Source organism: Chryseobacterium sp. BLS98 (assembly GCF_001045445.1).
Taxonomy (GTDB): domain Bacteria; phylum Bacteroidota; class Bacteroidia; order Flavobacteriales; family Weeksellaceae; genus Chryseobacterium.
Genome location: NZ_LFNF01000001.1, coordinates 245,038 through 268,500, shown reverse-complemented (window position 1 = coordinate 268,500; position 23,463 = coordinate 245,038). Strand labels below are relative to the sequence as shown.

Here is a 23,463-nt window from a genome sequence, read left to right as displayed (position 1 = left end):
GGTTCTAATCTTTTAATTTCTCAATTCTTCAATTTTAAATCATGAAAACACATCATTATATATTTCTTACAGCCGCTTTGTTCGTTGTCTTGTTTTATGATCAGGAGCCCGGACTCAATTTTGCCATACTTGGCATCGTTTACGCATTGCTTACCCTATTCAAAACTCCTGAAAGAAACAGGACCAGAATTTTTCTGATACTTTTTGTAATCAGTATTCTGTCAAGTCTTGCTTTTGCCTGGTTCAGAGATTTTCCGTCCCTGCTGGCGGTTGTAAGTTCCCTTCTTTTGCTGGGTTATCGCTCAAGAAACAGGAAGCTGAAAATACTTTTCCTGATTCCCGTTTTTATCATCAACACTATTACTTCCATTTTCAGGTTTTTCAACTTTGATGAATGGCTGCCGAAGAAAAATGTTTCCGGCGTATGGCAGAAAACTTTAGCTTTTATCATTATACCATTAGTATTCATCTCCCTATTTTTTGGAATTTATTCTGTGGGAAGCGATCATTTTGCTTCTATTTTCAGGGATTATGAACTTGATATAAATGTATGGCAGGTGCTTGGTCTTTCTGTTCTTGGTTTTTTCATTGCTTTCAATTACTGGAATTATGCAGTGGAAAGATTTATTTATAAAAAGAATCATCTGCTGGATGAGGATTTTCAGGATACCGATAAGGTTCAGAAGGCTACTTACTCCTTTCTGGATCTGGAGGCGGAGAGAACCAGCGGTGTCATTTCCTTCTTTTGCCTGAATATTTTACTCATATTCTTTATTGTTACTTACAATTACGAGCAGTTTTATGAAGCTTCAAAAACTCCCGTTCAGCTTTCAGAAGAAACCCATGAAAGAGTCAATGCTGTAATCCTGTCGATCATTATGGCGGTATTGGTGATTATGTTCTATTTTAAATCCGGTTTTAATTTTGATCCTAAAGCAAAACTGATGAAGATTCTCGCCAGAATCTGGATCATTCTGAATGCCATTCTCGTGTGTTCTGCCGCCTTGAAAAACTACGAATATATTATCAGTTACGGATTCACTTACAAAAGACTGGGAGTCTTTGCTTTTCTCTTGTTATCATTGATCGGGCTGGCTCTTACTTTCATTAAAATTCAGAAGAAAAAAAGAAATATATTCCTGTTCAATACAATGATCTGGTATTTTTATGGAACAATTTTGGCTTGCAGTTATGTGAACTGGGGCGGAATTATTACCTCCCAGAATATGAAACGTAAAGACTTTGCAGTCAATTATCATTTGGATCAGATCAATTTCAGTGAGAAGGGACTGCTGGAATATGCAGATGAAAAAAAGGATCTGCAGCTTAAAAAGAAAGTGCTGGAAAAAATTAAAGCAGAAAAATCCAAAACTTTCCTTTCGAAGATTCTTTACTTTGAAACATTAAAAGAGTAATTATTATGAAAAAATCCTTATTGTTAATCCCATTGATTATTATTTCATGTAAAAAAGAACCAGCCGTAACGGAAACCGTGAACAAAGATTCCGCTGTGGTTACAGAAATGCCGGATTCTATCACAAAAACAGATTCTGCAGCCCTCAGAAAGCAAGATTCAATCATTAACAATGCTCCCGTTACCAAAGAAGTACTGCGTCAAGGTGTGATGAGAAGCGAAAAAGAAGGGCAGATCATAAGAACAGCAGATGCTTCACAGCTTCCTTTTACGTTAGGAGAGGAGTTTACAAAAGACGGACAGGAATTGGTTTTAAAACTGACCCATTATGACAAGCCTACTATTAAAGCCAGGATTTCAACCAATGAAAAAGACTTTAATATCAGATTCAATCAGATCAGGCTGCCAAACGGAGATTATGACGGACCTTTCGGAAGAGAAATTACCTACGAAACCAAAGGAAAAGGCGAAGTCTGGCTGATTATTGGAAAAAGTAATATGGCTTCCGGTAATACGAAAGGAGGTTTTAATGTAAGTGTGGAATAAGATTCACCATTTTGGTATAATTTCTGCAAATTCAATCCTAAAGTTTAATATTATGAAAAATATATTTTTAATGTCAGCGGCCGTTTCAGTTTTAGCAGTAAGCTGCGGAACCGTACAATCGCTGGTTCAGAATACGTTCCCTTATACAACCAACGTTTTGGTTTCTACGGGAGTGCCTGCAGATAAAGAAGTTTCTTCCACTTCTACTGCTACCAATGTACAGACATGGTTCGGAGGAAACAATAACGCAAAAATCAAAGATGTAAGAATTTCTGATGCTAAAGTTTCTGTGGTATCTCCTTCAGGAGGAAACTTAAGTGCAGTAAAATCTGTAAAAGTTTATGTTTCATCTAACGGAACCAGTGAGAGGCTTGTTGCATCCCGTTCCAATATAACAACAGACTCTTCCAGCTTAAACCTGGATATTAACGATACAGGATATCTGGATGAGGTTGTAAAAAGTACAGGACTAACGGTAAGAACAGTGTATGAGCTGAAAAATCAGACAAGCTCAGATATGACGCTTAAAATAGCGCTTAATTTCAATAGCGTTCCTGCAAACTAATTTAAAAAAAAGTAAATAATAGGGCTGTCTTGAAAAAGGCAGCCTCTTTTTTGAGCTTTAAATTTTTATATAAATTTTCATTCAGAAAGTTTTCTCAATACTTCCATAGCCTTTTCAGTATCCTTCTTATTGATAAAGATATGATCATGATAATAGGCTGCGACTACATTACAGCTAATATTATTCTCAGAAAGAGCTTTTGAAAAAGCAGCAGTTAATCCTACAGCTTCCAGAGAAGAATGTACGGTAAGCGTTATCCATGACATGATAGCGGAGTAGTCCAGATTTAATGAATCAGCCGCCTCTTTTTTAAGAATAACAGTAAATCCTTCCTCCTCTCTGAAGAACATTTCAATCTGGTTCAGATCAATAGTTTCTGTATTTCTAACCGTACAGAAAACATAATCACCAGCGTTATGCTTAGGCTTCATATTTTTTAAAAGTGTTTCCAAATCCTTTTCTCCATTCATATTTCAGTAAATTAAAGAATACAAGATACATATTTTGCAGATATTAAATAAGGTGGCTCTAACCGACCACCTTATTATTTATATTGCTATTTCAAGTTCTTATAACTTAGTAAATTTTTCAACCACTCTTCTTGGCCCTTCTGTAATATTAATGATATACTGTCCTGGAAGAAGATCTGCGGTTCCGATCTTTTCATCAGGTAAGGCAGACCCTTTTTTGATGATTCTTCCCTGCATATTGATCATCTCAAATTCTAGTTTTTTACTTTCTTTGCTGTGAATGGTAATATGGCTGGTTACAGGATTCGGATAAATTTTAACTTCTAAAGGAAGAGGAACTTCAGTCTTATTGGGTTTAAGTAAAGGATTACTTTCCAGCTGTAATATGGCATTTTTTACATTCGGAAAAGGTCCTATTTTTTGATTGGCAACAGTACCGCCCTGAGGAATTCCTGTAGATATCAAAAGATTCTTCATAGCAGCAGGAGTCAAATACTGACCTGTTGTCTGCCGGTAAAAAGATTGGATCAAAGTAGCTGCCGATGCCACAACAGGAGTAGCAGAGCTTGTGCCGCTGAAATAATTGTATGTCCTGTTATTATCATTGTCATATTTTTGATATGAACCGTATCCGGCAGCTAAAACATTACTTCCCCAACCCTGTACATCCACGCGGTTTCCGTAAGTACTGAAGCTCAGCTTAGAGTGGGTGGCGTTAGGGGAACCGGCACCCACGATAATGGCCCCGCTGTTTCCTCTTGCCATGTAAGAAGCATAAAATGGATCATCCAGATTCTGATTTCCGTTTCCTGCAGCTGCAATAATAATGATTCCTGAATCGGTAGCTGCTTTCGTCAGGTCCCAGATCACACTGTCATATTCGGCAGGGCAGTACTGGCCGTCTTTTCCACCCGTCTGCATTTCATATAAAATAATATCCCCGGCCTGCGATGCATTGATCGATCTGCTTACTGCTGCAGCCCTGTTGTAGCCCACAGTAGTCCATTCCATATATCCTTTGATTTCTGATGCGCTGTAGGCTGCACCGGAAAGCCCGATATTATCTTTTACAGAACCTAGAATACTGACCACAGCAGTCCCGTGATCCCTGTAGTTATTGCCTGATAACCCCGAATTCGGCGAATATCCCGGCTCCAGTTGTATTGAATTCTGATTGGAAAGCATTTCGTGAGTTTTGTAAAAGCCGTATTCTACATCACGGATTCGGATATTCTGCCCTGTAATTCCTCTGGACCATGCATATTTTGCATTGATCCCGGGATTGTCGTTGAGGTAAGTCTGAAGACTTTCAAGATCCGGCGTAGCCACAAAAGTCTTAACTAACGGAGGCTCAATAGGTATGCTGCTCATTACACAAACATATTCTACTTCCGGGAATTTTTCAAGAATACGTACTGTTCTTTCAGCTTCCTCATGATTTTGGAAGGAAAGACTGACTTTGAAGATGCGTTTCAGCTTTTGAACAGATTCGCCTGAATTACCGATTGCTCTGCTGCTTGCCATCATTTCCTCAAGTTTCCTGTCACTGAAGCCAAGGTCATTAATAAATGAAATTTCATTGGCTTTGACAAATTCTGCTAATGCAGGGTTTTTACTGAGAGCCTCTTTCTCAGAGCTGAACTCTTTTGAGAAGCATACATAAATGTTAGATTTTAATTGATCGGTTTTCTGCCCGAATGAAAACACGAAAATGAAAATGCATAATGCGAAAAGTCTAATTTTTGTTCTCATAATATCTTATTAAATGGTTGTAAACCAAATATATAATTTTAATGAGAAATATTAATCACTTTTTTGTGAATTTAATAAAAATGATTGGGTTCTTAATTTCAGCAGTATTAGCTTTTCGTGAGTGAATCCATGACAATCGTTACTGGCCCGTCGTTAACCAGTGATACCTTCATGTCTGCGCCGAAAATTCCGCTTTCGGTTTTTAATCCTGATTTAGCCAGTTCCTTTTTAAAATAATCGAAAAGAGGAACCGCTTTATCCGGTTTTGCCGCTTTGATGAAAGAAGGACGGTTTCCTTTTTTATAGTCTGCAATTAATGTAAACTGGCTGATGCACAAAATTTCACCGGAAATATCCTTTACAGAAAGATTAAGCTTATCATCTTCATCCCCGAAGATCCTTAAATTCAGGATCTTCTGAACAAGCCAGTCAGCATCCTGCTTCTCATCGTTTTCATCAATTCCGGTCAGTAGCATCAGTCCTTTACCAATTTTCCCGACAATTTTTCCATCTACTTTTACATGAGCTTCGGAAACTCTTTGAATCACAATCTTCATTCTAATAATAAATATTTAATGTTTTGGTGGCAACATCATAGTTGTAAGGGTATGTTTTGGGAGGCAGGGAAGTTGCAGCACCGGATTCCGGCTGACCTGTTCTCAAAATCCAGCGGGTATTATCCTTAGGGCACAGGATACTGATATTATCTTTTACCTCAAGCGTTGTATTGGCATCAGGGCAGATATGGGGCGCATTACGGTCGTAAGCTTTGAATGAATCTCCTACCCTGACTACGATTAATCCCCTTGTTCCGGACTGCTGTTCGTTCACATAAATCCAGCCTCCGTCATAGTTGAGATTATTATAGGCGGGCAGGTTAAGATTTAAAGATACATTGATAGGGTTATTGGGGAAGCAGTTCACGGTATCTTCTCTGGTTCCGCATGAGTTTATAGTTAAATTGCTGAAAATCAGCAGTGTTAAAATGGACAGGATTGAAAAAGTTTTTTTCATTTCAATTTAAATTTTTATATATTTGTAAAAGTTAAACGATTATAACACGTAAAACATTGTCCGGCAAATGTCGGATTATTTTTTTATACCAAAACTAAATTTTGAAAATTATGGCAAGCTATGTAACAAAGGTGGGACAAGAGAAAATGAAAGCTGAGCTGGAACAGTTGGAAACTGTGGAAAGACCAAAAATTACCCAGCAGATTGCAGAAGCGAGAGATAAAGGAGATTTATCTGAAAATGCTGAATACGATGCTGCTAAAGAGGCTCAGGGTATGCTTGAAATGAGAATTTCCAAGCTTAAGGATGCTATTGCAAATTCCAAGATCATAGATGAAAGTCAATTAGATACTTCAAAGGTTTCAATCCTTACTACGGTTAAACTTAAAAACAATGCGACCAATCAGGAGCAGGTGTTTACCTTAGTGCCGGATAACGAAAGCGATCTTAAAACAGGAAAAATATCTGTAAATACCCCAATCGCTAAGGGATTACTTGGAAAAGTGATAGGTGAGACTGCAGATATTACATTACCCAACGGAAACAAACTGTCTTTCGAAGTATTGGACATTACTCTTTAGACCACAGAATTAAATTCAACTTTAAAATTTGACTTCTAAAATGAGCAGTATATTCACAAAGATCATCAATGGTGAAATTCCTTCATACAAAATTGCTGAAGACGATAATTTTGTAGCATTTCTTGATGCAATGCCTTTGGTGAAAGGGCATACACTGGTAGTTCCCAAAAAAGAAGTTGACCTGATCTTTGATCTGGAAAGTGAAGAATATAAAAACCTTTGGGGATTTGCCCAGAAGGTTGCCAAAAAAGTAAAAAATGCAGTTCCCTGCGTAAGAGTGGGAGTAGCTGTAGTAGGACTTGAAGTTCCTCATGCCCATATCCATCTTATTCCCTTAAACAAAATGGAAGACATGAACTTCAGAAATGAGAGACTGAAATTAACAGACGAAGAATATAAAGAGATCCAAAACTCAATTATTAATTCTTAAAAGCATAAAATCGTAAAAAAGAAATTTTTTACGATTTTCTTTAACATATATTATATCGTATGAATTCAAACCAATGTTCTTTCTGCGGCAGAAAAAGAAATGAAGTACAGATGCTTATTTCGGGGCAGAGCGGCTTTATCTGCGAAAACTGTATCGAACAGGCGCATGTTATTGTAAAAGACAGCGTTTCTAAGACAGGATCATCTCCTGCAGCCAATATAGAAGAACTTAAAAAACCGAAAGAGATCAAAGAATTCCTGAACCAATACGTCATCGGACAGGATCAGGCTAAAAAACAGCTTTCGATTGCAGTATACAATCATTATAAAAGACTGCTTCACGCTCAGGACGAAAACAGAGAAGTAGAGCTGGAAAAATCAAATATCATCATGATAGGCGAAACCGGTACGGGAAAAACTCTTCTGGCAAAAACCATTGCAAGAGAGCTTAACGTTCCTTTCTGTATTGTAGATGCTACGATTCTTACAGAAGCAGGTTATGTAGGGGAAGATGTGGAAAGTATCCTTTCCAGGCTTCTTATGGTTGCTGATTATGACGTGGAAAAAGCGGAAAGAGGAATTGTTTTTATTGATGAGATCGATAAAATTGCAAGAAAATCAGACAATCCGAGTATCACAAGGGATGTTTCCGGGGAAGGTGTGCAGCAGGGATTACTGAAACTTCTTGAAGGAAGCATTGTGAATGTTCCGCCTCAGGGAGGAAGAAAGCACCCTGACCAGAAATACATCCAGGTGAATACCCAGAATATCCTGTTCATTGCAGGAGGTGCTTTTGACGGGATTAAAGAGATCATCGAAAGAAGAATGAATAAACAGGCTATAGGATTCAGTTCGGAAAAAATCAATAAGACCGATGAAGAGGAATATATATTAACCCATATCAATGCAATCGATCTTCGTTCTTTCGGATTAATTCCTGAGCTTTTAGGCAGATTCCCGATTATTACTTACCTGGATAAGCTTACCAAAGAGACGATGGTGAGAATTATGAAAGAGCCTAAAAACTCGATCATCAATCAATTTGTAGAGCTTTTCAAAATGGATGGCACGAATTTGGTTTTCACGGATGGAGCTATTGAGAAGATTGTAGAAGAGACCATCGAAAAGGGTTTGGGTGCCAGAGGTTTAAGAGGTACAACAGAAAAAGTATTGGAGGACTATATGTTTTCAATAGGTGAGGAAAAAGAAATCGTATTAACGGAAGATAATATTTTTGTTAATAAATAAAATATTTTTTTTTCTTTCAAAAAAAATCTTACCTTTGCGGGTGAAGATTGTATTAACACACAAATAATTTATACAATGAGAAAAAGTTTATTTGCTATAGGTCTTTTAGCAATTAGTTACTCTGTTCAGGCGCAGATACTATGTCATGTTGACGCTAATGCTAATATGTATGTAAGCGAAGGCACCCTTGTTTATAGCGGAGGAGGTGTACAAACAAGAGATAATGGTCTTTTGGATGTGCATGGAAACGTTATGATCGTAGGCACAGCCGGAGACGCTTTAAAAACTATTGATGCCGTTGGTGGGGCTAAAACCGATGGTAACAATATCATTTTAAGGCTCAACACTCCCACAGCTACTGACGACGCGTCTACTTACGGACAATTATATGTTGATGGTTTAGCCCAAACCGATATCACCGGAGTTGTAAGTAAGGAATTCAGAACCAAGAAAAACGGAACTGGAAGTTATTACCAACAGGTTGGATTACCTTTCTTTGGTAAAACCTTGAGTAGTTTATCCACTGAATTGGGTAAAACATTTGGTACTGTAAGAAGAAGCCAGAATGAAATTCTAAAATGGAATAATACTGGAGCTGTAGCTGATCATTACACAAGCTTAACAACTAATACCAGCAATGGTTCCGAGTATTATATGCTTGGATCCAATAATAACAATTTAGATGTGAGCAGTGCTTTGCATACTGTTAATGGTCGTCCTTATGCAACATTTGCCTCTGCTGCAACTCTTCAAAATGGAGGGAATGTTACATTTGGCCCAGGCGGTACAGCACTTAACGGATACAATGAAAGATATAACACTTATCTTCAGGATCAGTTTGAGAACTCTGCTACTCCTTGGGGAGGAACTTATGGTAAAAACATTTACCAGTTTGGAAATCCTTTCTTAACCAACCTTGATTTATCGAGAATAGGATATGCAGAACCTGCAGCCGGAGGAGTTACTGATGGTAATAACATTAGCAACATTTGGGGAGTAAGATATGATCCGGGAACTGTAGTAGTAGGTTCACAAGGAAATGCTTACAGTACAGGCGCATTGATCCAGACTTACGATGTGAATACAAAAGTTCCAGTAGGAGATATTGGGATGATTATCAAACCAATGCAGACTTTTGTTCTGAAATTGAGAGATAATTCTGCACAGACCCTAAATTTCAATACCCTTAGAAGATTTAATTCAACTGTTAGAGCTGAAACTACTGACTACAGTGTTACTGCTGCCAGAAATGCCAATGGAAAAGTTGGTGAAGGTACAATAAAACAGCTTGGGGTTATTGGTTTAGATGTTAACGGGAATGAAGTTGCAAGAACATATTATGTGGTTTCACCTAATGCTGTTACAGGTCACCAGACTTCTGTAGCAACTACAGTTCAGGCAACAGCAGGAAGTAACATCATCGGTACATTTGAAGAAGCTTTAAATGGTGGTTATGATACTAACTATACAGGACAGTATTGGTTATACATTAACGAGGCCAATGAAAGTAATTTCAAAGGTAAAAATGTTAAACTTGTAAATTACGATACAGGTAAAGTAAAATCATATAAATTTGAAATAAGAGAAAACGGACAATTGGTTTCAACAGGAACTCACTTATTGTCTGCAGGAATTGGTTTCTACTATAAAGCATCAAACGGTACTTTACAACCGGCAACACAAGGCGGTATCGCTCCTAATGCTGTTGCATCTTATGATTTATATTATGGTGAGCCTAGTAATGTGGTGTTGGCTACAAAAGAAACAGCCGAACCTTCAAGAACAATAGTAGTATATAATCCGGCGATTACCAACTACATTGTTAGATTTGATCCAAACTGGAAAAAAGCAGATATTGAAGTTTATGATATGAGCGGTAAACTGGTTATCTCTAAAAGAGCAGTTGATGCATCTAGAGATTTTGTAATTGAGCTTGATAGCGCAGTTAAAAATTCTTACGTTGTAAAAATTGTTTCTGATAAAGGAGAAACCGTTAACACTAAAATCTTAAAATAAATATTATGAAAACTATTAATAAACTAGTACTTGCTCTTTTCTTTTTCGGAACACTTTTGGTCAAGGCAGATGACGAAATACCACCAGCACCAGGCGGTGGCGGTACCGGAGGTGTAGGACCGGGAGGAGTAGCATCACCTATTGATATGTATGTTTATTTACTGTCTATTGTTGCAGTAGTATTCATTATATATTTTGCTAAGAATTTAAAGAGCCAAAAAGCCTAAAATTTTATTAAAATAATATTAAACTCTCTGATTAATCAGAGAGTTTTTTTATTTTTACCTTATGAAAAAGATATATATACTATCTGCAGTATTAGCTGCATTTTCCCTACAGGCTCAGTTTACAGTTACTATTCAGACCCCTGCGGAATTTAAAGATCAGGATGCTATTCTATATACATTAAACGGTTCGAAAGACATCATCGTTACCAAAGAACAGAGCAAGAACAATACATGGACCTTCAAATATCCCAGCCATTATATGGGAATGATGAAAGTGTATTTTCCAGCTTCAAATAATTCAATAAACTTTGTTTCGGAGAATAAGAATGTAAATATTAAAATGGATGTTCAGAATAATAAGGTCAAAGATGTAATCTATCTTGATGAAGTGAATGATCTTATGAGCAAACAGCAGGAAGGCTCCCAAAAGAAAGACCTTATCCTTCCGGCCCTGGCACAGATAAAAGAATATTATAAAGATAATACAGACTTCGGGAAAGCCCTGAAAACCGAAATAGAAAGGCTTGCCGGAATGAATACGGCTATTGATGCTGGCCAGCATCCGTTTATTTCTTATTATAATACCAATTATAACAAGTTTCTGTCTAACTCTACAGATCCGGCTAAAAAAGTTACCCAGGAAGATATTGTAAACTTTCTGGATAAATCCAATGATATGCTTGAATCTTCTTCCCTTTTAAGACCAGTTTTAGTGGCTTATCTTAATTCAGGGGGAAATACCAATGTAGGAGGTTCTGTAGATACGCTTTTAGACCGTTTAAAGGTTGAAACTCCAAGAGGGCAGACGGTTTTATCAGAACTCATCGATATCTTTGATGCGTACGATATGGAAGAGTTTAAAACCAAATACCTTACACTGGCAAAAAACCTTAAGTGCACAATTAATGACAGGCTTGCATCTACTTTAAAATCCAATGCAAACGTTGAAATTGGAGCAGCGTTTCCTAATGTTAAATTTCAGTCTCCGGCGAACACATCTGCAAAGTCCCTGTATGATGTAAAAGCTGATAAAAAAATAATTGTTTTCTGGTCATCTACATGTTCTCATTGTGAAAGCGAACTGCCTCAGCTTTTGGCAAAATACAATGATTTAAAAAGCAAAAATGTCCAAATTGTTGGTTTATCCTTAGATGTAGATAAAAGCTCATATACCCAAAAGATTGCTGCGTTTCCTTGGATCAATGACTCTGAATTAAAAGGGTGGAACAGCAGTTATGTAGATACGTACAATGTTCATGCAACTCCGACGTATTTTATTTTAGATGCTAACAATAAGATAATCAATAAACCAGACCATGTGGGGAATGTTTTGGAATATTTTAAGCTAAAATAATTTTGGTGGTAAACAAATATTTTCTATATTTGCACCACCAAAACGGCGAGGTAGCTCAGTTGGTTAGAGCGCAGGATTCATAACCCTGAGGTCACGGGTTCAATTCCCGTCTTCGCTACAACAGAAGGGAAAGTAAGATAATATTACTTTCCTTTTTTTATTTTAAAAATCCTGATTACTATCTCTTAAATGGTGATTTAAAATCTGCTAAGTTTTCAGTAGCTAATTTTTTTTGGAAGATTTAAAAGGGATATTATTATCTTTTAATAAATAAAAAACCGCAACTTACACAGTCGCGGTTTTTATATTTTCTGGGGGAAATTAACTCTGGTATCCCAATAATTTTCTGATCTGGTAGAAAAACCTTTCGATCAGTCTCAGGTCCTGGGTTACAATTTCTGCATTGCCCCTGAGCTCCTTATCAAATGGAAGGGTTCTGTTATAGCTTGTTTTTAATCCTTTAGGAAGCGTTATATCTACATAGTAATTTCCTTTTTCATCAGGAATAAGGGAAATATTCTGTACTTTCCCTTCTATAATACCATATTCCTGAAAGCGGTAGTTATCAAGTTTAATCAATACTTTCTGGCCTGTAGCTACCTTTCCTGAGTTCACAGTAGGTACGGACATCCTGCCTACCAGCTTTTCTTTGTTGCTTGGAAGAATAGACAGAATAGGTTCTGCCGTTTTCACAAATTGATTTTCCCCGAAAAACTGCTGGAAACTGGCCATCCCATCGGTAGAAGAGATAACAAGGTAATTTTGCTCCCATTGCTTTAAAGATTTACGGAGCTGTTCAAAAAGCTGTAATGTCTGAGAAGAATAGGTGATCTTGTCTTTTTCCGTATTAATAGCTGTCCCGCTTTTCGTTTTGTTCAGGTTGGAAATCCCTTCATCTATCTGGGAGATAGAAATATTAAGGTTTTCAAGATTCTGCTGGGCCTGAAGGAATTTTATTTTTTCGTTTTCAAGTTCTATGGAAGCAATGACTCCCTGGTTGAAAAGTTCCTGAGATCTTTGGTAGCTTTTCTTTGATAATTCATACTTGGCCATTTCCAGGCTTTTCTGTTGTTTTAATGTGGCAATTCTTCCCCTGTATTCCGAGATACTCTGATTGGCAGCAATATTTTCCGGAGCATAGGGCTGAAGCCTGGTGAAAAGCTCTTCATCCTGAAAAGCTTTGGCAAAACTGTTGTAATCACCCTGAAGTTCACCCAGCTTAAATCTGGATGTCTGTGCAATCGGAAAAGAGCTGAGCTGATTGGGAGCTATAGAATCTATAAGCTTTTTTAATTCCAATACATCTTTATAATTTGCAGTGGACTGCATAACCATCAGTACATCATTCTTTTTAACCTGCTGGTGGTCCCTTATAAAGATTTTCTCAATTTTAGAACTGGTCCTGGCTTCTATTTTTTCAGGCGGATTTTGCGAGGTTACAATAACAGGTGCGGAAACGAATTCCGGATATTTTATAATATAGCTCATCACAAGGATAAGCAGCAGTATAATTAATATGACACTGTTTCCCCAGCGTATCATCCAATGAGGAGGCTGGGTAAGAATGTCCTGAACACTTTCCGAACGGAGTTCAATATTGTCTAAGATGTCTTCTTTCATGTTTCTGAGATAAATTCCTCCCTATTTCAGGAGGATACTATTTAATTTCCTAATTCCAGCTGATTCTTCACCAGCCTGTAGTATTCTCCTTTTATAGCAACCAATTCAGCATGGTTACCTTCCTCTACCACTTTTCCTTTGTCAAGAACTATAATTTTGTCGGCATGTTTTACAGTTGATAATCTGTGGGCAATCACAATGGCTGTTTTACCTTTAAAGAACTGTTCAAGGTTTTCCATGATCACCTTTTCATTATTGGCATCCAAAGCAGAGGTAGCCTCGTCAAAAAAGATGAATTCCGGAGACTTATAAACAGCTCTGGCAATGAACAATCTCTGTTTCTGGCCGCCGCTCACACCAACTCCTTCATTTCCGATCTTAGTATTATAGCTTAATGGGAGACTTTCGATGAAATCTTTGATATTGGCAATCTCTACAGCACGTCTTAATTTTTGCTTGTCAACATAATCTTCTCCTACTGCAATATTATTAGCAATAGTATCATTAAAAACATAGCCTTCCTGCATTACTACTCCGCAATGATCTCTCCAGACCCTTGGCGAAATACTTTTCAATTGGGTATTTCCAAGTTTGATTTCTCCTGAGTCGGGTTCGTAAAATTTCATCAGAAGCTTCAAAAGAGTGGTTTTTCCACTTCCGCTGGATCCTACAATGGCTGTGGTTTTCTGATAGGGAATTGTGAGACTGAGATCCTCAAATACGGGAACATCGGAGCCGATATAACGGAATGATATGTTGTTTACTTCAATATCTTTCTGAGGAATTTCCCCTGCATACTGTTCGTTTTTGTCTTCTTCGTCCTCTTTATCATGGATCTCGCCCAATCTTTCCAATGAGATCTTGGCATCCTGGGTTTGCTTAATGAATTCAATAAGCTGCAGCAAAGGACTGTTCAACTGTCCGATAATATACTGTACAGATAGCATCATCCCCAGAGTAAGATTTCCGCTCAAAACCAATTTGGCAGAAAGGAAGCTTACCAGGATATCTTTCATCTGGTTGATGAAATTTCCCCCTACGGACTGCCATTGTTCCAGAGAAAGAGATTTTATTCTGATCTTAAATAATTTTACCTGAAGGAATTCCCAGTCCCAACGCTTCTGTTTTTCCGCATTGTGCATTTTAATCTCCTGCATCCCATTGATCAGCTCAATTACTTTACTCTGTTCCTGGGAAACCTGGGAGAATCTTTTATAATCCAATTCCTTTCTTTTATTAAGGAAGAAAGTGATCCATCCAATGTATAGGGCCGCTCCAATAAGATATACAAGAAAAAGCCTGTAATCATAGAATAGCAGGACAATACTGAAGATAATAAGGTTAACAAGAGAAAACAGTGTGTTTAAGGAAGAGCTCGTCAGGAGCTGCTCAATTCTGTGATGATCATTGATCCTCTGCATGATATCTCCGGTCATTCTTGTATCAAAAAAGCTTATAGGAAGCTTCATCAGTTTGATAAAGAAGTCTGAAATAATCGAAATATTGATCCTTGCAGAAAGATGCAGCAAGATCCAGCTCCGGATTACTTCAATACCCATCCTTCCAAGAAACAGCATCACCTGGGCGAGAAGAACTACGTAAATAAAATTGAGATCCTGGTTCTGTATCCCGACGTCTACAATACTTTGGGTAAGAAACGGGAAAATAAGAGACAGTAAACTTCCTGCCAAAAGACCAACTGCCAGCTGTATGACCAGTGACTTATATTTAAGCAGGTATCTCGAAAGGAAAGAGAAGCTTGCCTTGCTTTCTTCTGTATCAAACTCTGTTTGAAAAAATGCAGGTGTAGTTTCAAGGATAAGGGCGATCCCTTCTTCCGTATTTTCGTTGGCATTTTCCCCGATCCACAATTTGATGAATTCTTCGCGGGTATACGTGATCAGTCCATAGCTTGGATCTGAAATGTAGACTTTATTATTTTTATCAATCTTATAAACTACAACAAAATGATTTTTGTTCCAGTGGACAATGCATGGAAACGGAACTTCTTCTGCAAGAGTATTAAAATCGATCTGGACCCCAAGCGAGCGGAATCCGAGGTTTTCTGATGCATCACTGAGCCCTAAAAGGCTGCTTCCTTCACGGGTAGTTTCAGAAAGGGTACGGATCTGCTGCAAAGAGATACTTCTGCCGTAATATTTACTTACTATTCTAAGGCAGGTAGGTCCGCAGTCTTTGGCGTCCGGCTGTTTATAAAAGGGAAATTTCTTCAAAATTTATCTCATTATAAAATGCCGTCATTAGATGACGACATTCTTCTTTATTCATTGTTAATTAATCATTGTAACCGATAACAGCACTATTTTGCGGGAAATCAACATGATCAGTTTTTTAACCTGTAATGCAAAATCAGTTTACTGGATATGCTGTACAATAATAAGTATCGGGTCCGGCTCCTGCAATCAATCTGCAAGCACCGTTTGCACAGCACTGTCCATCACCACACTCTCCATTTTCCGGGCATCTTCTGAACCCGCCTTTAATGGTTTTTAGATTTTCTCTTGAAATTTTTTTTAAGTTTTTCATATTATTTAATTATTAAGTTTTTAGTTTTTTATTCTTTAAATCTTCCTGCCAATACTTTTAATTTTGTCCTAAGATAGTGAATTTTTGAATTCTGGAGATTTCTTATTGAAAGTCCTCATCTTCCATTAATTCATCAATAAAGAACCAGATGTCTTCACGATCATACTTATCCGGGAACTGGTATCCGTTAATAATAAAAATCGGGGTGAAGTTTAATCCTGAGTTACTGTTGTCCTTTGTCATTTCAACAAATGGAGTAAGATCTTCCGGAGCAGATGAACCTGAAAGAGTAACGATCTTATTTTCATCTTTTGTTTCAAACCATTCTTCAATAGCCTTTAAAAATTCCTTTTGAGGCTTGTTTTGATAAATATGTTTAAAAGCTGAAAGTAATTGGGTATACTTCTCATCAGCTCTTTCCGAGGAATAATTAAAACGGATCTGTACAGAAATATCATCAGGATATTTTTCAAGAAGCCCCTCCATGATTTTATGACCATCTTTACAGAATCCACAGTACGGATTGGAGACAATTGAAAGACGAAACTTAGAGTTTTTATTTCCTAATGTAAAAGTTTCGGTATCCTGGAATTCTATTTTCTCTTTTTCCAAAAGCTGACTTTTGAAAAGTTCATAATTCCTTTTAAACCTAAGATTTTTAGCATTCGATTTCTGAAGGCTTTCTTTTTGGGAAAGAATGTTGTTGAAATACAGAACGGCAGAGAAAACAAGAATCCACAGAACTGCAGTTAATAATAACACCGCTATACTGAACGGCGTACTCTGGAAAAACAGTATGCTCAGTACTAATTGTCCCACAAGAATTGAAATAATTACAAGGCAGACTCTGCAGAAAGCCTTTTCTACAAATGCCTGGATGTATAATGAATAAGCAATTGCCAGTACGGAAACCAATGTAAAACCTTTCACAATATAAGCTGTTGCCGGAAGAAAAAGCCCCAGTGCAGCAAGTCCTGTAAAGTAAATCAGGGAAAAATCAGAAAATTTTAAGCCTAAAATACTGGTTTTATCCTGTTTGATGATCTTATCACATGAATTGGTGGTCTGTTTGGCTGAAGTATCTCCACAGATACTTCCAATGACGGTAGAAGTATTTCCGAATTTTTGATTGAAAATTTCAAGCGAAATATAAACACCAGCAAGGGAGAGTACATTAAAAAGAGCTTCATATATAGTTTGCGTAAAAAAAGAATAGCCAAGAATAATGGCGAAAATAAGATAAAGAAGAGGTTTGAAATTAAAAACAGCCTTACTTTCTGCATTCTCGGTTTTTTCAAAAAGCAGTACAAAATCTGTCGATTTCTGATGAAGTTCTTCTTTGTTAAGTGTTTTTGCTTTTTCAGAATAAACCGAATAGCCTGATCCTGTTTTTTTTACTAAGGAAAAAGAATTATCTACGATCGCAATAAACTCTTCCGGCAGCTCATCCCAATATTCCTTGTCAAGTTCATAGGCATCATTTTTTACTCCCATAAAGTTAAGTGTATCACTAAAAGCCAATGCAGAAGGGTAATTTGGATGAGAATTGAACTGGAAAGAAAATTCCTGTTTATCAAGCTTTAGATAGTTAATTAATTTGTCGAAAATCATAGTAATATTTTTAACTAAAATACGCAGATGTTTTAAAAAAACAAGTTTTTTTTCTTTTGTCGGTGATATACCTTTGTTAAATGCTTGATTTTCTGTAAATATAGTTGCCTTTTTTTGTTTTATTTGTTAAAAAATAAAGCTGATTCCGCAATACAATCCTGTAAAGAACTCATGATGAAGTTGTAGACAATGGGATTTTTTTAGTTGATTAGAATCAATATAATAAAATGACCAGGGCTATTTTGTTGACCTCTATTTTTTGCATCTTATCATTCCCGATTCCTTTAATTATTTTACCGTTGATTTAAAAATAACTCTAATTTTCATGATTGGAAATTTAAGGCGGAACTATAATGTTTTATTATTAAACAATCGTTTGGATTTATGAGCTTTTTATAGCCTAATTTATGTTTAAATGTAGATTGGTGACCGAATCAGCATTTTTATTAAAAATATAAAATCCAGCAATAAACTCAAAAAAACATAAAAAATCATAAAGTTTTCTTAAAGTTTCAAAAAAGATGGGAAATGTTTTTGTATTTATAAAATATATTGTACTTTTACATCGCCTTGAATGAGGGAACAAGTCAAGGTAATAAATTTTTTTTCATCATTTGTGTTTTTAGAATCGTATCGCCTGATACGATTCTTTTTTGTTATAGCTTTTCGTAGTTTAAAAGGAGATCAATAAAGTAGGAATAAGTAACTGCGCCTTCCTGCTGATTGCTTTTTAAAAAGAGATTGTTGGTAAATCCGAAGAAATCATCCAGCCAGCCCTGATGTCTGAAAATAAAACTTCTTTCGTACATACGGTCCCTTTTCATGGCAGGAGAGTATTGATTGAGAACTGATTTTACAAATTCAGGATCTTCTTCCACGATAAACCTCAGCAGGCTTTTTAACGTAAAGTATTCAGTGCTGTATTTAAGATCGACATTTTTAGAATTCACACCAAGTAAATAGCCTATAAAATTGGCTTCCTGCTCTCTGGCAAAACCGAGCTGGTGAGAACTTTCATGCGCCGAAGTAAACGGAATAAAGGTATGGGGAAGCTTTGCGTTATACTGGGCTTCGGCTGTAAAAGGATTGTAATAGCCCAATATTCCTGTGAAGTTCATCACACTTTTAAAAAGACTGGGTTTAAAAGAATTGATCTGTGGAGCTTTTTTGTCGGAAATGTATTTTGGAAGTTTTGCCTGCTGCTGTAAAATTTCTGTCTGAATAGAGGAAAGATCGGTTATGATGAATATCCCATTCCTGTCTTCCTTCACAGTTTGCCTGGTAGCTTTACATTTTTCAAGGTAGCGTAATGCCAACATTTTTGCTTTGCCAATTTCAGGTTCTTTCTGCTCAGGGAGCTTCTTAATAATAGGAGTCTGGAAATACAGCATGCCCCAAAAAACCTGGTAAATGAAGTAGAAGATATTAATGCTAGTCAGAAGCTTTAAGGCCGCTTCATTTCTTCCTTTCTTTTTAAAGCATAAAACAATTTGATATAAAAGGAAAACGCCAAGAATAATGTACAAAAGGTCCCCAAAAGAAAAAGGGATCCAGCTGAAAAGCACCTGATGGATTTTTTTCTGAGATTCAAAAAAACTTCCGAAAAAAGAAATCATGGCACCCGACTTTGAGAAACCATAAAACAAAAGAAATTGGGCAAGTAAAATACCTGCCCAAAATCTCTTCTTATATATTATTTTTGTTGTACTAATGACCACTGCCTTTAGAGATTTTATCCAGATCTATACCCTGGGATTTCAAGATTCCGGTTACACGGATTGCATAGAATGCAAGATAAGCAAAACAAATTACTCCAACCATATAACTCATATGAATAGTTGTTAAATCAGCCACATATCCTTGAATTAAACTTACAACACCTCCTCCCATAATCATCATAATCAATAATCCGGAACCCTGGTTGGTGTGTTTTCCAAGACCATTGATTGCAAGAGCAAAAATACAAGGCCATAGAGTAGAGCAGAACAATCCCACACTGGTAAAGGCATATACGGAAACCATTCCTGAGGTAACCATTCCTATTAACAGGGCAGCTATACCTGCAACAGAGAAGATCAGAAGCATTCTTGCCGGATTCCCCTGGCTCATGATATCGCAAATAATCATTACAATGATAACAGCACCGTAAACATAGAATGGAGAAAGATCATGCTTTGCAATGGCATTCACTAATAAGAACACCCCAAATGCAAGATAAGGAGCAAGGAATCTTAAGATCTTTTTGAAACCTGCACTCAGGTCAAATGCTTCTACTGCACCTGTCCAACGGCCAATCATCAGTGAAGCCCAATATAAGGAAATATAAGGTGCTACGTCTTTGGTTTCAAAACCTAAGCTTTTTTCCATATAAGCCGGAAGATTACTGGCTGTAGAAACTTCCACCCCTACATAGACAAAAATCGCAATCATTCCCATCACAAGCTGAGGGTACTGGAAAGCGGATGTTTTGTGATCTCCCGGAATCACATCGTCAGTATCCTCTATAATAGTAGGAGTGATTGCAGGGAGAGAGGAAAATTTAAGCATAATAGCTACCAGCACAAATGCAACTCCCAGCATAAGATAAGGAATCTTTACACTTTCGATGCTTGCTTCCGTATTGGCTGCAGAAGCCGATCCGAAAATAGCAAATGATACAAGAAGCGGCCCGATGGTAGTTCCCAGGTTATTAATTCCTCCCGCCATGGTAAGCCTTTGGGATCCTGTTTCAGTGGGCCCTACTTCAATAGCCAGCGGATTCGCAACAATCTGCTGTAAGGAGAATCCTAATCCTACAATGAACAGACCGGAAATCATTAAGGGGAACGATGCCATATTCGCTGCCGGATAGAACAGTAAAGTTCCTGCTGCAGAAATAAGGAGCCCTAAAATAAGGCCGTTTTTGTACCCTATTTTATTAATAAGATCCTGTTTCAAACCTTTTGAGACGACCATATAAATTAGAGAACCCACCGTGTAAGCCACGTAGAAACAAATCTGTACGAGCATACTTTCGGTTTGGGATAATTTAAAGGCTTTTTGGAAAACTGGTATCAGAATGTCATTACTTGCAGCAACAAATCCCCAGAAAAAAAACACAGTAACCAAGGGAATAAACTGTCCCCAATTGGTTTGTTTAGAATAATTTGACATGTTTGTTAAAAATTTCGCAAACAAATATAACTATTTCTTTTAAATGGAATGTTCCAGCAATGTTTTTTTTATCTCTTTATAAGCTTCGGCTTTCAGATCTCTCGGAGAATCTGATGGTTCCATGATTCCGTTGAAATATACTTTTACCCTTCCCGGATAGCCTTTTCCACTGTCAAAAGGGAATATTTCCTTCAGTCCGATAAAAGTATACACTGCGATAGGAGAATGATGTTTGGAAGATAAAGTAAAGGCCCCGTCTTTAAATTCATCAAGAATAACAGAAGTATCGTCGGGAACGCCTCCTTCAGGAAATATGGCAATGCTGTTGCCTTCTTCCATCTTTTCAGCACACCTTCTGTAGACATCTGCGCGGCTTCTTGCACTGCTTCTGTCTACCATTACACATATCCTTTTATATATAGTACCGAAGATCGGAATCTTTACAAGTTCTTTTTTGCCTACAAAACAGATCGGGTGGTGCGGCATCAGGATACAGGTAAGCATAATATCCATAATGGATGTATGGTTTGAAATAAAAACATACGGTTTGCTTTTATCCTTTTTCTGGTCAGAAAGATTAATGAGATCATATCTCAGCCCCATGCCGTAGAACATTCCGAAACACCAGATACGGATAAACCTGTAAGCATATTTGTAATGCTTTTTGTTAAAGGATAAAATATAGACAGGAATTCCTAATGTGACTGTCAGGACAAATGCCAGTAGCAGCAGCCAGAATCTCCAGAGATAATTTAAAATTTTTGTCACCGCCTATCCGTTAAAAATTACTTTCTTCTTTACTGAATAATTAAGAATGGAAACCAGCAGAATTGCTGCAATCTTACTGATCATTTCCGGGCTTAAGGTATAAAAAATTAAATCAATATTATCCTTGAATATAAAGCTGTAAAAAATCTGGAAAAAGCCTAAGCTTAATAAAGTTGAAACAAAAGAGACTGCCATAAAATAAGCAAATTCTTTTTTCTTGGAATGTTTCCCTCTTTCAAATACAAACCAGATACTCAGGAAATAATTGCTGATGATCCCGCAGCTGGTAGAGAAAATATTACTTAGCGGATAATGGATGCCATGAAAATTGGTTTCTCTGGTGAAAAAATGTGGAAGATAGGTACTGAATGCTTTGAAGCTTCCAATCTCTACAATGGCACTTAGCCCACCGGCTATAATAAAAAACAAAACCTGTTTCTGGCGTATTAGTAATTCTTTCATTCAATAGATATGAAGTTGCAAATTTATAACTATATGTTAATAATGTAAGAATAAAAGATTATTTTAAACTTAAATATTAATTTAATTATTTGAATTTCAGTGTAATGTAGGATTGTTTATTCAGTGGTAGAGCATCATGCTGTAGAAAATAATGTTTGAAGCTTAATTACTTATAATTATTAATACGGAACAGGAAATTCTTTTTTATCGTTTTAAAAATTGTAAAAACAAGAGCAATAGGGATGGCTAAAGGGATCTGAAAGTTTCAGCCCGGTAATATTGTGATAAGCATATGTTAAACAATGAAAAAAGTTGTTAAATTATTTTTTTGAACCAAAATAATTTCTAAATTTAATATTCAGAATGATGTAATTATAACCTGATAATAAATTCATTTTCAACTTCTTGTGTTGATGGTTTTTTCTATCTTGTAATGCGCGGTATAACGCATACTACCTTAATTTTTACGACCCAAATTATAATAATATTTGTATGAAAAGTCAAAACAAATACAGAAAATTCCAGCTTCAGCAAAAAAATATTGAAGCTCTTGAGAGAGAAAATTCCCGCTTCAAAAGAGTGTATTCAGAATATGAAAATATGGCAGACGAATTGTGGAATCTGGAAAATTCTACCAATGAACCCATACCTGATGATTTTATTAATGCCATCATGCTGCAGAGTTCCTATCTGGAAGATGAGATTGAAGACTGGCTGCTTAAGTTCAACAATCAAAAAGCTGATATAAAACATTAGAAGCTTCCAGTCTGTTTTTAAACGCTATTTGAAGATAAATTCATAATTTAGCATCCTTAAACTAAAATGTAATATATGGTTGCTATTGTTGATAGTGGGTCTACCAAATCAGATTGGGTGATACTTGATGATTTCAAAAAAGAGTTTTTAAAAACGGAAACCATCGGCTTTAATCCCAATTTTATCAACCGCGAACTCATTGTTCCTGAAATAGAAAAGAACAGCAGCCTTATACTTGTCAAAAATTCCATCACGAAGATCTTTTTCTACGGTTCCGGATGCGGTGTAAAAAAAAACTGCGAAACTATTGAGGAAGAACTTAAAAAAATATTCACAAAAGCTGAAGTAGTTGTGAGGGAGGATCTTGTGGCCGCTGCTTATGCTGCGTACAGTGGAAAACCTGCTGTCGTATGTATTTTGGGAACCGGGTCCAATTCATGTTATTTCGACGGTAAAGACATTAAAATAGAACTTCCTTCCCTTGGTTTCCTTATGGGAGATGAAGGAAGCGGAAGTGCCATTGGAAAACAGCTGGTGCGAAGATATTTTATGAAAAAACTCCCTGCGGATCTTCATACGGAGTTCGAGCAAAACTATGGGCTTAAAATAGAAGATGCTCTGAACAATATGTATCACAGCTCTAGACCTAACGCCTGGCTGGCAGATTTCAACAAATTTGTCATCGAAAGAAAGGATCACCCTTACTTTAAAGATATGGTATACGAGGAAATGAAAAACTTCTTCGAATACCAGGTCATTCCTTATAAAGAAGCAAAAGACGCCGAGATCAATTTCATCGGCTCTATTGCCTATTATTATGAACCTATTCTCCGCTCTGTTGCGGCAGAACTTCATTTAAATGTGGGCCACGTGGTCCGCAAACCCATCGAAAGTTTAGTAGACTACCATATTAAGTATATACTTTAATAA

Annotated in this window: 23 protein-coding genes and 1 tRNA gene; 12 read left to right on the top strand and 12 right to left on the bottom strand. The window is 36.8% G+C overall.

Going from position 1 to position 23,463, the window contains the following annotated elements; genetic code table 11:
• Nucleotides 1–41: 41 nt before the first annotated feature.
• From ACM40_RS01165 to ACM40_RS01155, 3 genes are read left to right on the top strand one after another with little or no spacing between them, the layout of a single operon-like run.
• Nucleotides 42–1,415, top strand: a complete 1,374-nt coding sequence (locus ACM40_RS01165) for a DUF4153 domain-containing protein (protein WP_048501028.1) — start codon at nucleotides 42–44, stop codon at nucleotides 1,413–1,415.
• Nucleotides 1,416–1,420: 5 nt separating this feature from the next.
• Nucleotides 1,421–1,960, top strand: a complete 540-nt coding sequence (locus ACM40_RS01160; protein WP_048501027.1) for a hypothetical protein — start codon at nucleotides 1,421–1,423, stop codon at nucleotides 1,958–1,960.
• Nucleotides 1,961–2,012: 52 nt separating this feature from the next.
• Nucleotides 2,013–2,525, top strand: a complete 513-nt coding sequence (locus tag ACM40_RS01155) for a hypothetical protein (RefSeq protein WP_048501026.1) — start codon at nucleotides 2,013–2,015, stop codon at nucleotides 2,523–2,525.
• 77 nt (nucleotides 2,526–2,602) lie between these two features.
• Here the strand turns inward: ACM40_RS01155 and ACM40_RS01150 are convergent, their stop codons facing one another.
• The 4 genes from ACM40_RS01150 to ACM40_RS01135 all read right to left on the bottom strand — a co-directional run bounded on the left by ACM40_RS01150 (nucleotide 2,603) and on the right by ACM40_RS01135 (nucleotide 5,761).
• Nucleotides 2,603–2,995 carry an ACT domain-containing protein gene (locus tag ACM40_RS01150; protein WP_048501025.1) on the bottom strand — a complete coding sequence of 131 codons (393 nt, stop codon included), beginning with the start codon at nucleotides 2,993–2,995 and terminating at the stop codon, nucleotides 2,603–2,605.
• Between the two features lie 99 nt (nucleotides 2,996–3,094).
• A complete protein-coding gene (locus ACM40_RS01145; protein ID WP_048501024.1) occupies nucleotides 3,095–4,747 on the bottom strand; it encodes a S8 family peptidase in 1,653 nt (550 codons plus the stop codon).
• Nucleotides 4,748–4,854: 107 nt separating this feature from the next.
• Complete coding sequence (dtd, locus tag ACM40_RS01140; protein WP_048501023.1) at nucleotides 4,855–5,304, bottom strand: D-aminoacyl-tRNA deacylase; 450 nt, start codon at nucleotides 5,302–5,304, stop codon at nucleotides 4,855–4,857.
• Nucleotide 5,305: 1 nt separating this feature from the next.
• Entirely contained in the window at nucleotides 5,306–5,761 is a 456-nt protein-coding gene (locus ACM40_RS01135) for a hypothetical protein (RefSeq protein ID WP_048501022.1), read from the bottom strand.
• Between the two features lie 110 nt (nucleotides 5,762–5,871).
• Between ACM40_RS01135 and greA the strand changes: the two genes are divergently transcribed.
• From greA to ACM40_RS01100, 7 genes are all read left to right on the top strand, one after another.
• Nucleotides 5,872–6,342 (top strand): transcription elongation factor GreA, encoded by a 471-nt coding sequence (gene greA, locus ACM40_RS01130; RefSeq protein WP_040993748.1) that lies wholly within the window; start codon nucleotides 5,872–5,874, stop codon nucleotides 6,340–6,342.
• A gap of 40 nt (nucleotides 6,343–6,382) precedes the next feature.
• Entirely contained in the window at nucleotides 6,383–6,772 is a 390-nt protein-coding gene (locus ACM40_RS01125) for an HIT family protein (protein WP_040993750.1), read from the top strand.
• A 59-nt stretch (nucleotides 6,773–6,831) separates the two neighbouring features.
• Nucleotides 6,832–8,019 carry an ATP-dependent Clp protease ATP-binding subunit ClpX gene (clpX, locus tag ACM40_RS01120; RefSeq protein ID WP_048501021.1) on the top strand — a complete coding sequence of 396 codons (1,188 nt, stop codon included), beginning with the start codon at nucleotides 6,832–6,834 and terminating at the stop codon, nucleotides 8,017–8,019.
• 75 nt (nucleotides 8,020–8,094) lie between these two features.
• The gene (locus ACM40_RS01115) at nucleotides 8,095–10,035 is read left to right on the top strand and encodes a T9SS type A sorting domain-containing protein (protein WP_048501020.1); all 1,941 of its coding nucleotides are present in this window, start codon (nucleotides 8,095–8,097) and stop codon (nucleotides 10,033–10,035) included.
• A gap of 5 nt (nucleotides 10,036–10,040) precedes the next feature.
• Nucleotides 10,041–10,262 carry a hypothetical protein gene (locus tag ACM40_RS01110; RefSeq protein ID WP_048501019.1) on the top strand — a complete coding sequence of 74 codons (222 nt, stop codon included), beginning with the start codon at nucleotides 10,041–10,043 and terminating at the stop codon, nucleotides 10,260–10,262.
• Between the two features lie 61 nt (nucleotides 10,263–10,323).
• On the top strand, nucleotides 10,324–11,616 hold the full coding sequence (locus ACM40_RS01105) for a TlpA family protein disulfide reductase (RefSeq protein WP_048501018.1): 1,293 nt from the start codon (nucleotides 10,324–10,326) through the stop codon (nucleotides 11,614–11,616).
• 44 nt (nucleotides 11,617–11,660) lie between these two features.
• Nucleotides 11,661–11,734 (top strand) — tRNA-Met (locus ACM40_RS01100).
• A 203-nt stretch (nucleotides 11,735–11,937) separates the two neighbouring features.
• Here the strand turns inward: ACM40_RS01100 and ACM40_RS01095 are convergent.
• The 8 genes from ACM40_RS01095 to ACM40_RS01065 all read right to left on the bottom strand — a co-directional run bounded on the left by ACM40_RS01095 (nucleotide 11,938) and on the right by ACM40_RS01065 (nucleotide 21,777).
• Nucleotides 11,938–13,236, bottom strand: a complete 1,299-nt coding sequence (locus ACM40_RS01095; RefSeq protein WP_048501017.1) for an HlyD family secretion protein — start codon at nucleotides 13,234–13,236, stop codon at nucleotides 11,938–11,940.
• Between the two features lie 41 nt (nucleotides 13,237–13,277).
• Complete coding sequence (locus ACM40_RS01090) at nucleotides 13,278–15,470, bottom strand: peptidase domain-containing ABC transporter (RefSeq protein WP_048501016.1); 2,193 nt, start codon at nucleotides 15,468–15,470, stop codon at nucleotides 13,278–13,280.
• 136 nt (nucleotides 15,471–15,606) lie between these two features.
• A complete protein-coding gene (locus ACM40_RS20435) occupies nucleotides 15,607–15,783 on the bottom strand; it encodes a bacteriocin-like protein (protein ID WP_165579261.1) in 177 nt (58 codons plus the stop codon).
• A gap of 102 nt (nucleotides 15,784–15,885) precedes the next feature.
• Entirely contained in the window at nucleotides 15,886–17,394 is a 1,509-nt protein-coding gene (locus tag ACM40_RS01085; protein WP_048501015.1) for a vitamin K epoxide reductase family protein, read from the bottom strand.
• A 656-nt stretch (nucleotides 17,395–18,050) separates the two neighbouring features.
• Nucleotides 18,051–19,106, bottom strand: a complete 1,056-nt coding sequence (locus tag ACM40_RS01080) for a DUF3810 domain-containing protein (RefSeq protein WP_048501684.1) — start codon at nucleotides 19,104–19,106, stop codon at nucleotides 18,051–18,053.
• Nucleotides 19,102–20,547 (bottom strand): MFS transporter, encoded by a 1,446-nt coding sequence (locus ACM40_RS01075; RefSeq protein ID WP_048501014.1) that lies wholly within the window; start codon nucleotides 20,545–20,547, stop codon nucleotides 19,102–19,104. Before ACM40_RS01075 ends, ACM40_RS01080 begins: the two co-directional genes overlap by 5 nt.
• 39 nt (nucleotides 20,548–20,586) lie before the next feature.
• Nucleotides 20,587–21,315, bottom strand: coding sequence for a lysophospholipid acyltransferase family protein (locus ACM40_RS01070; RefSeq protein WP_083996760.1), 729 nt, complete (start codon nucleotides 21,313–21,315; stop codon nucleotides 20,587–20,589).
• A gap of 3 nt (nucleotides 21,316–21,318) precedes the next feature.
• The gene (locus ACM40_RS01065; RefSeq protein ID WP_048501013.1) at nucleotides 21,319–21,777 is read right to left on the bottom strand and encodes a GtrA family protein; all 459 of its coding nucleotides are present in this window, start codon (nucleotides 21,775–21,777) and stop codon (nucleotides 21,319–21,321) included.
• Between the two features lie 492 nt (nucleotides 21,778–22,269).
• Between ACM40_RS01065 and ACM40_RS01060 the strand changes: the two genes are divergently transcribed.
• Together ACM40_RS01060 and ACM40_RS01055 are read left to right on the top strand one after the other, a co-directional pair.
• Nucleotides 22,270–22,533: a hypothetical protein gene (locus ACM40_RS01060; RefSeq protein WP_048501012.1), complete on the top strand. Its 264-nt coding sequence runs from the start codon at nucleotides 22,270–22,272 to the stop codon at nucleotides 22,531–22,533.
• A 75-nt stretch (nucleotides 22,534–22,608) separates the two neighbouring features.
• The gene (locus ACM40_RS01055; protein WP_048501011.1) at nucleotides 22,609–23,460 is read left to right on the top strand and encodes an ATPase; all 852 of its coding nucleotides are present in this window, start codon (nucleotides 22,609–22,611) and stop codon (nucleotides 23,458–23,460) included.
• Nucleotides 23,461–23,463: the final 3 nt, after the last annotated feature.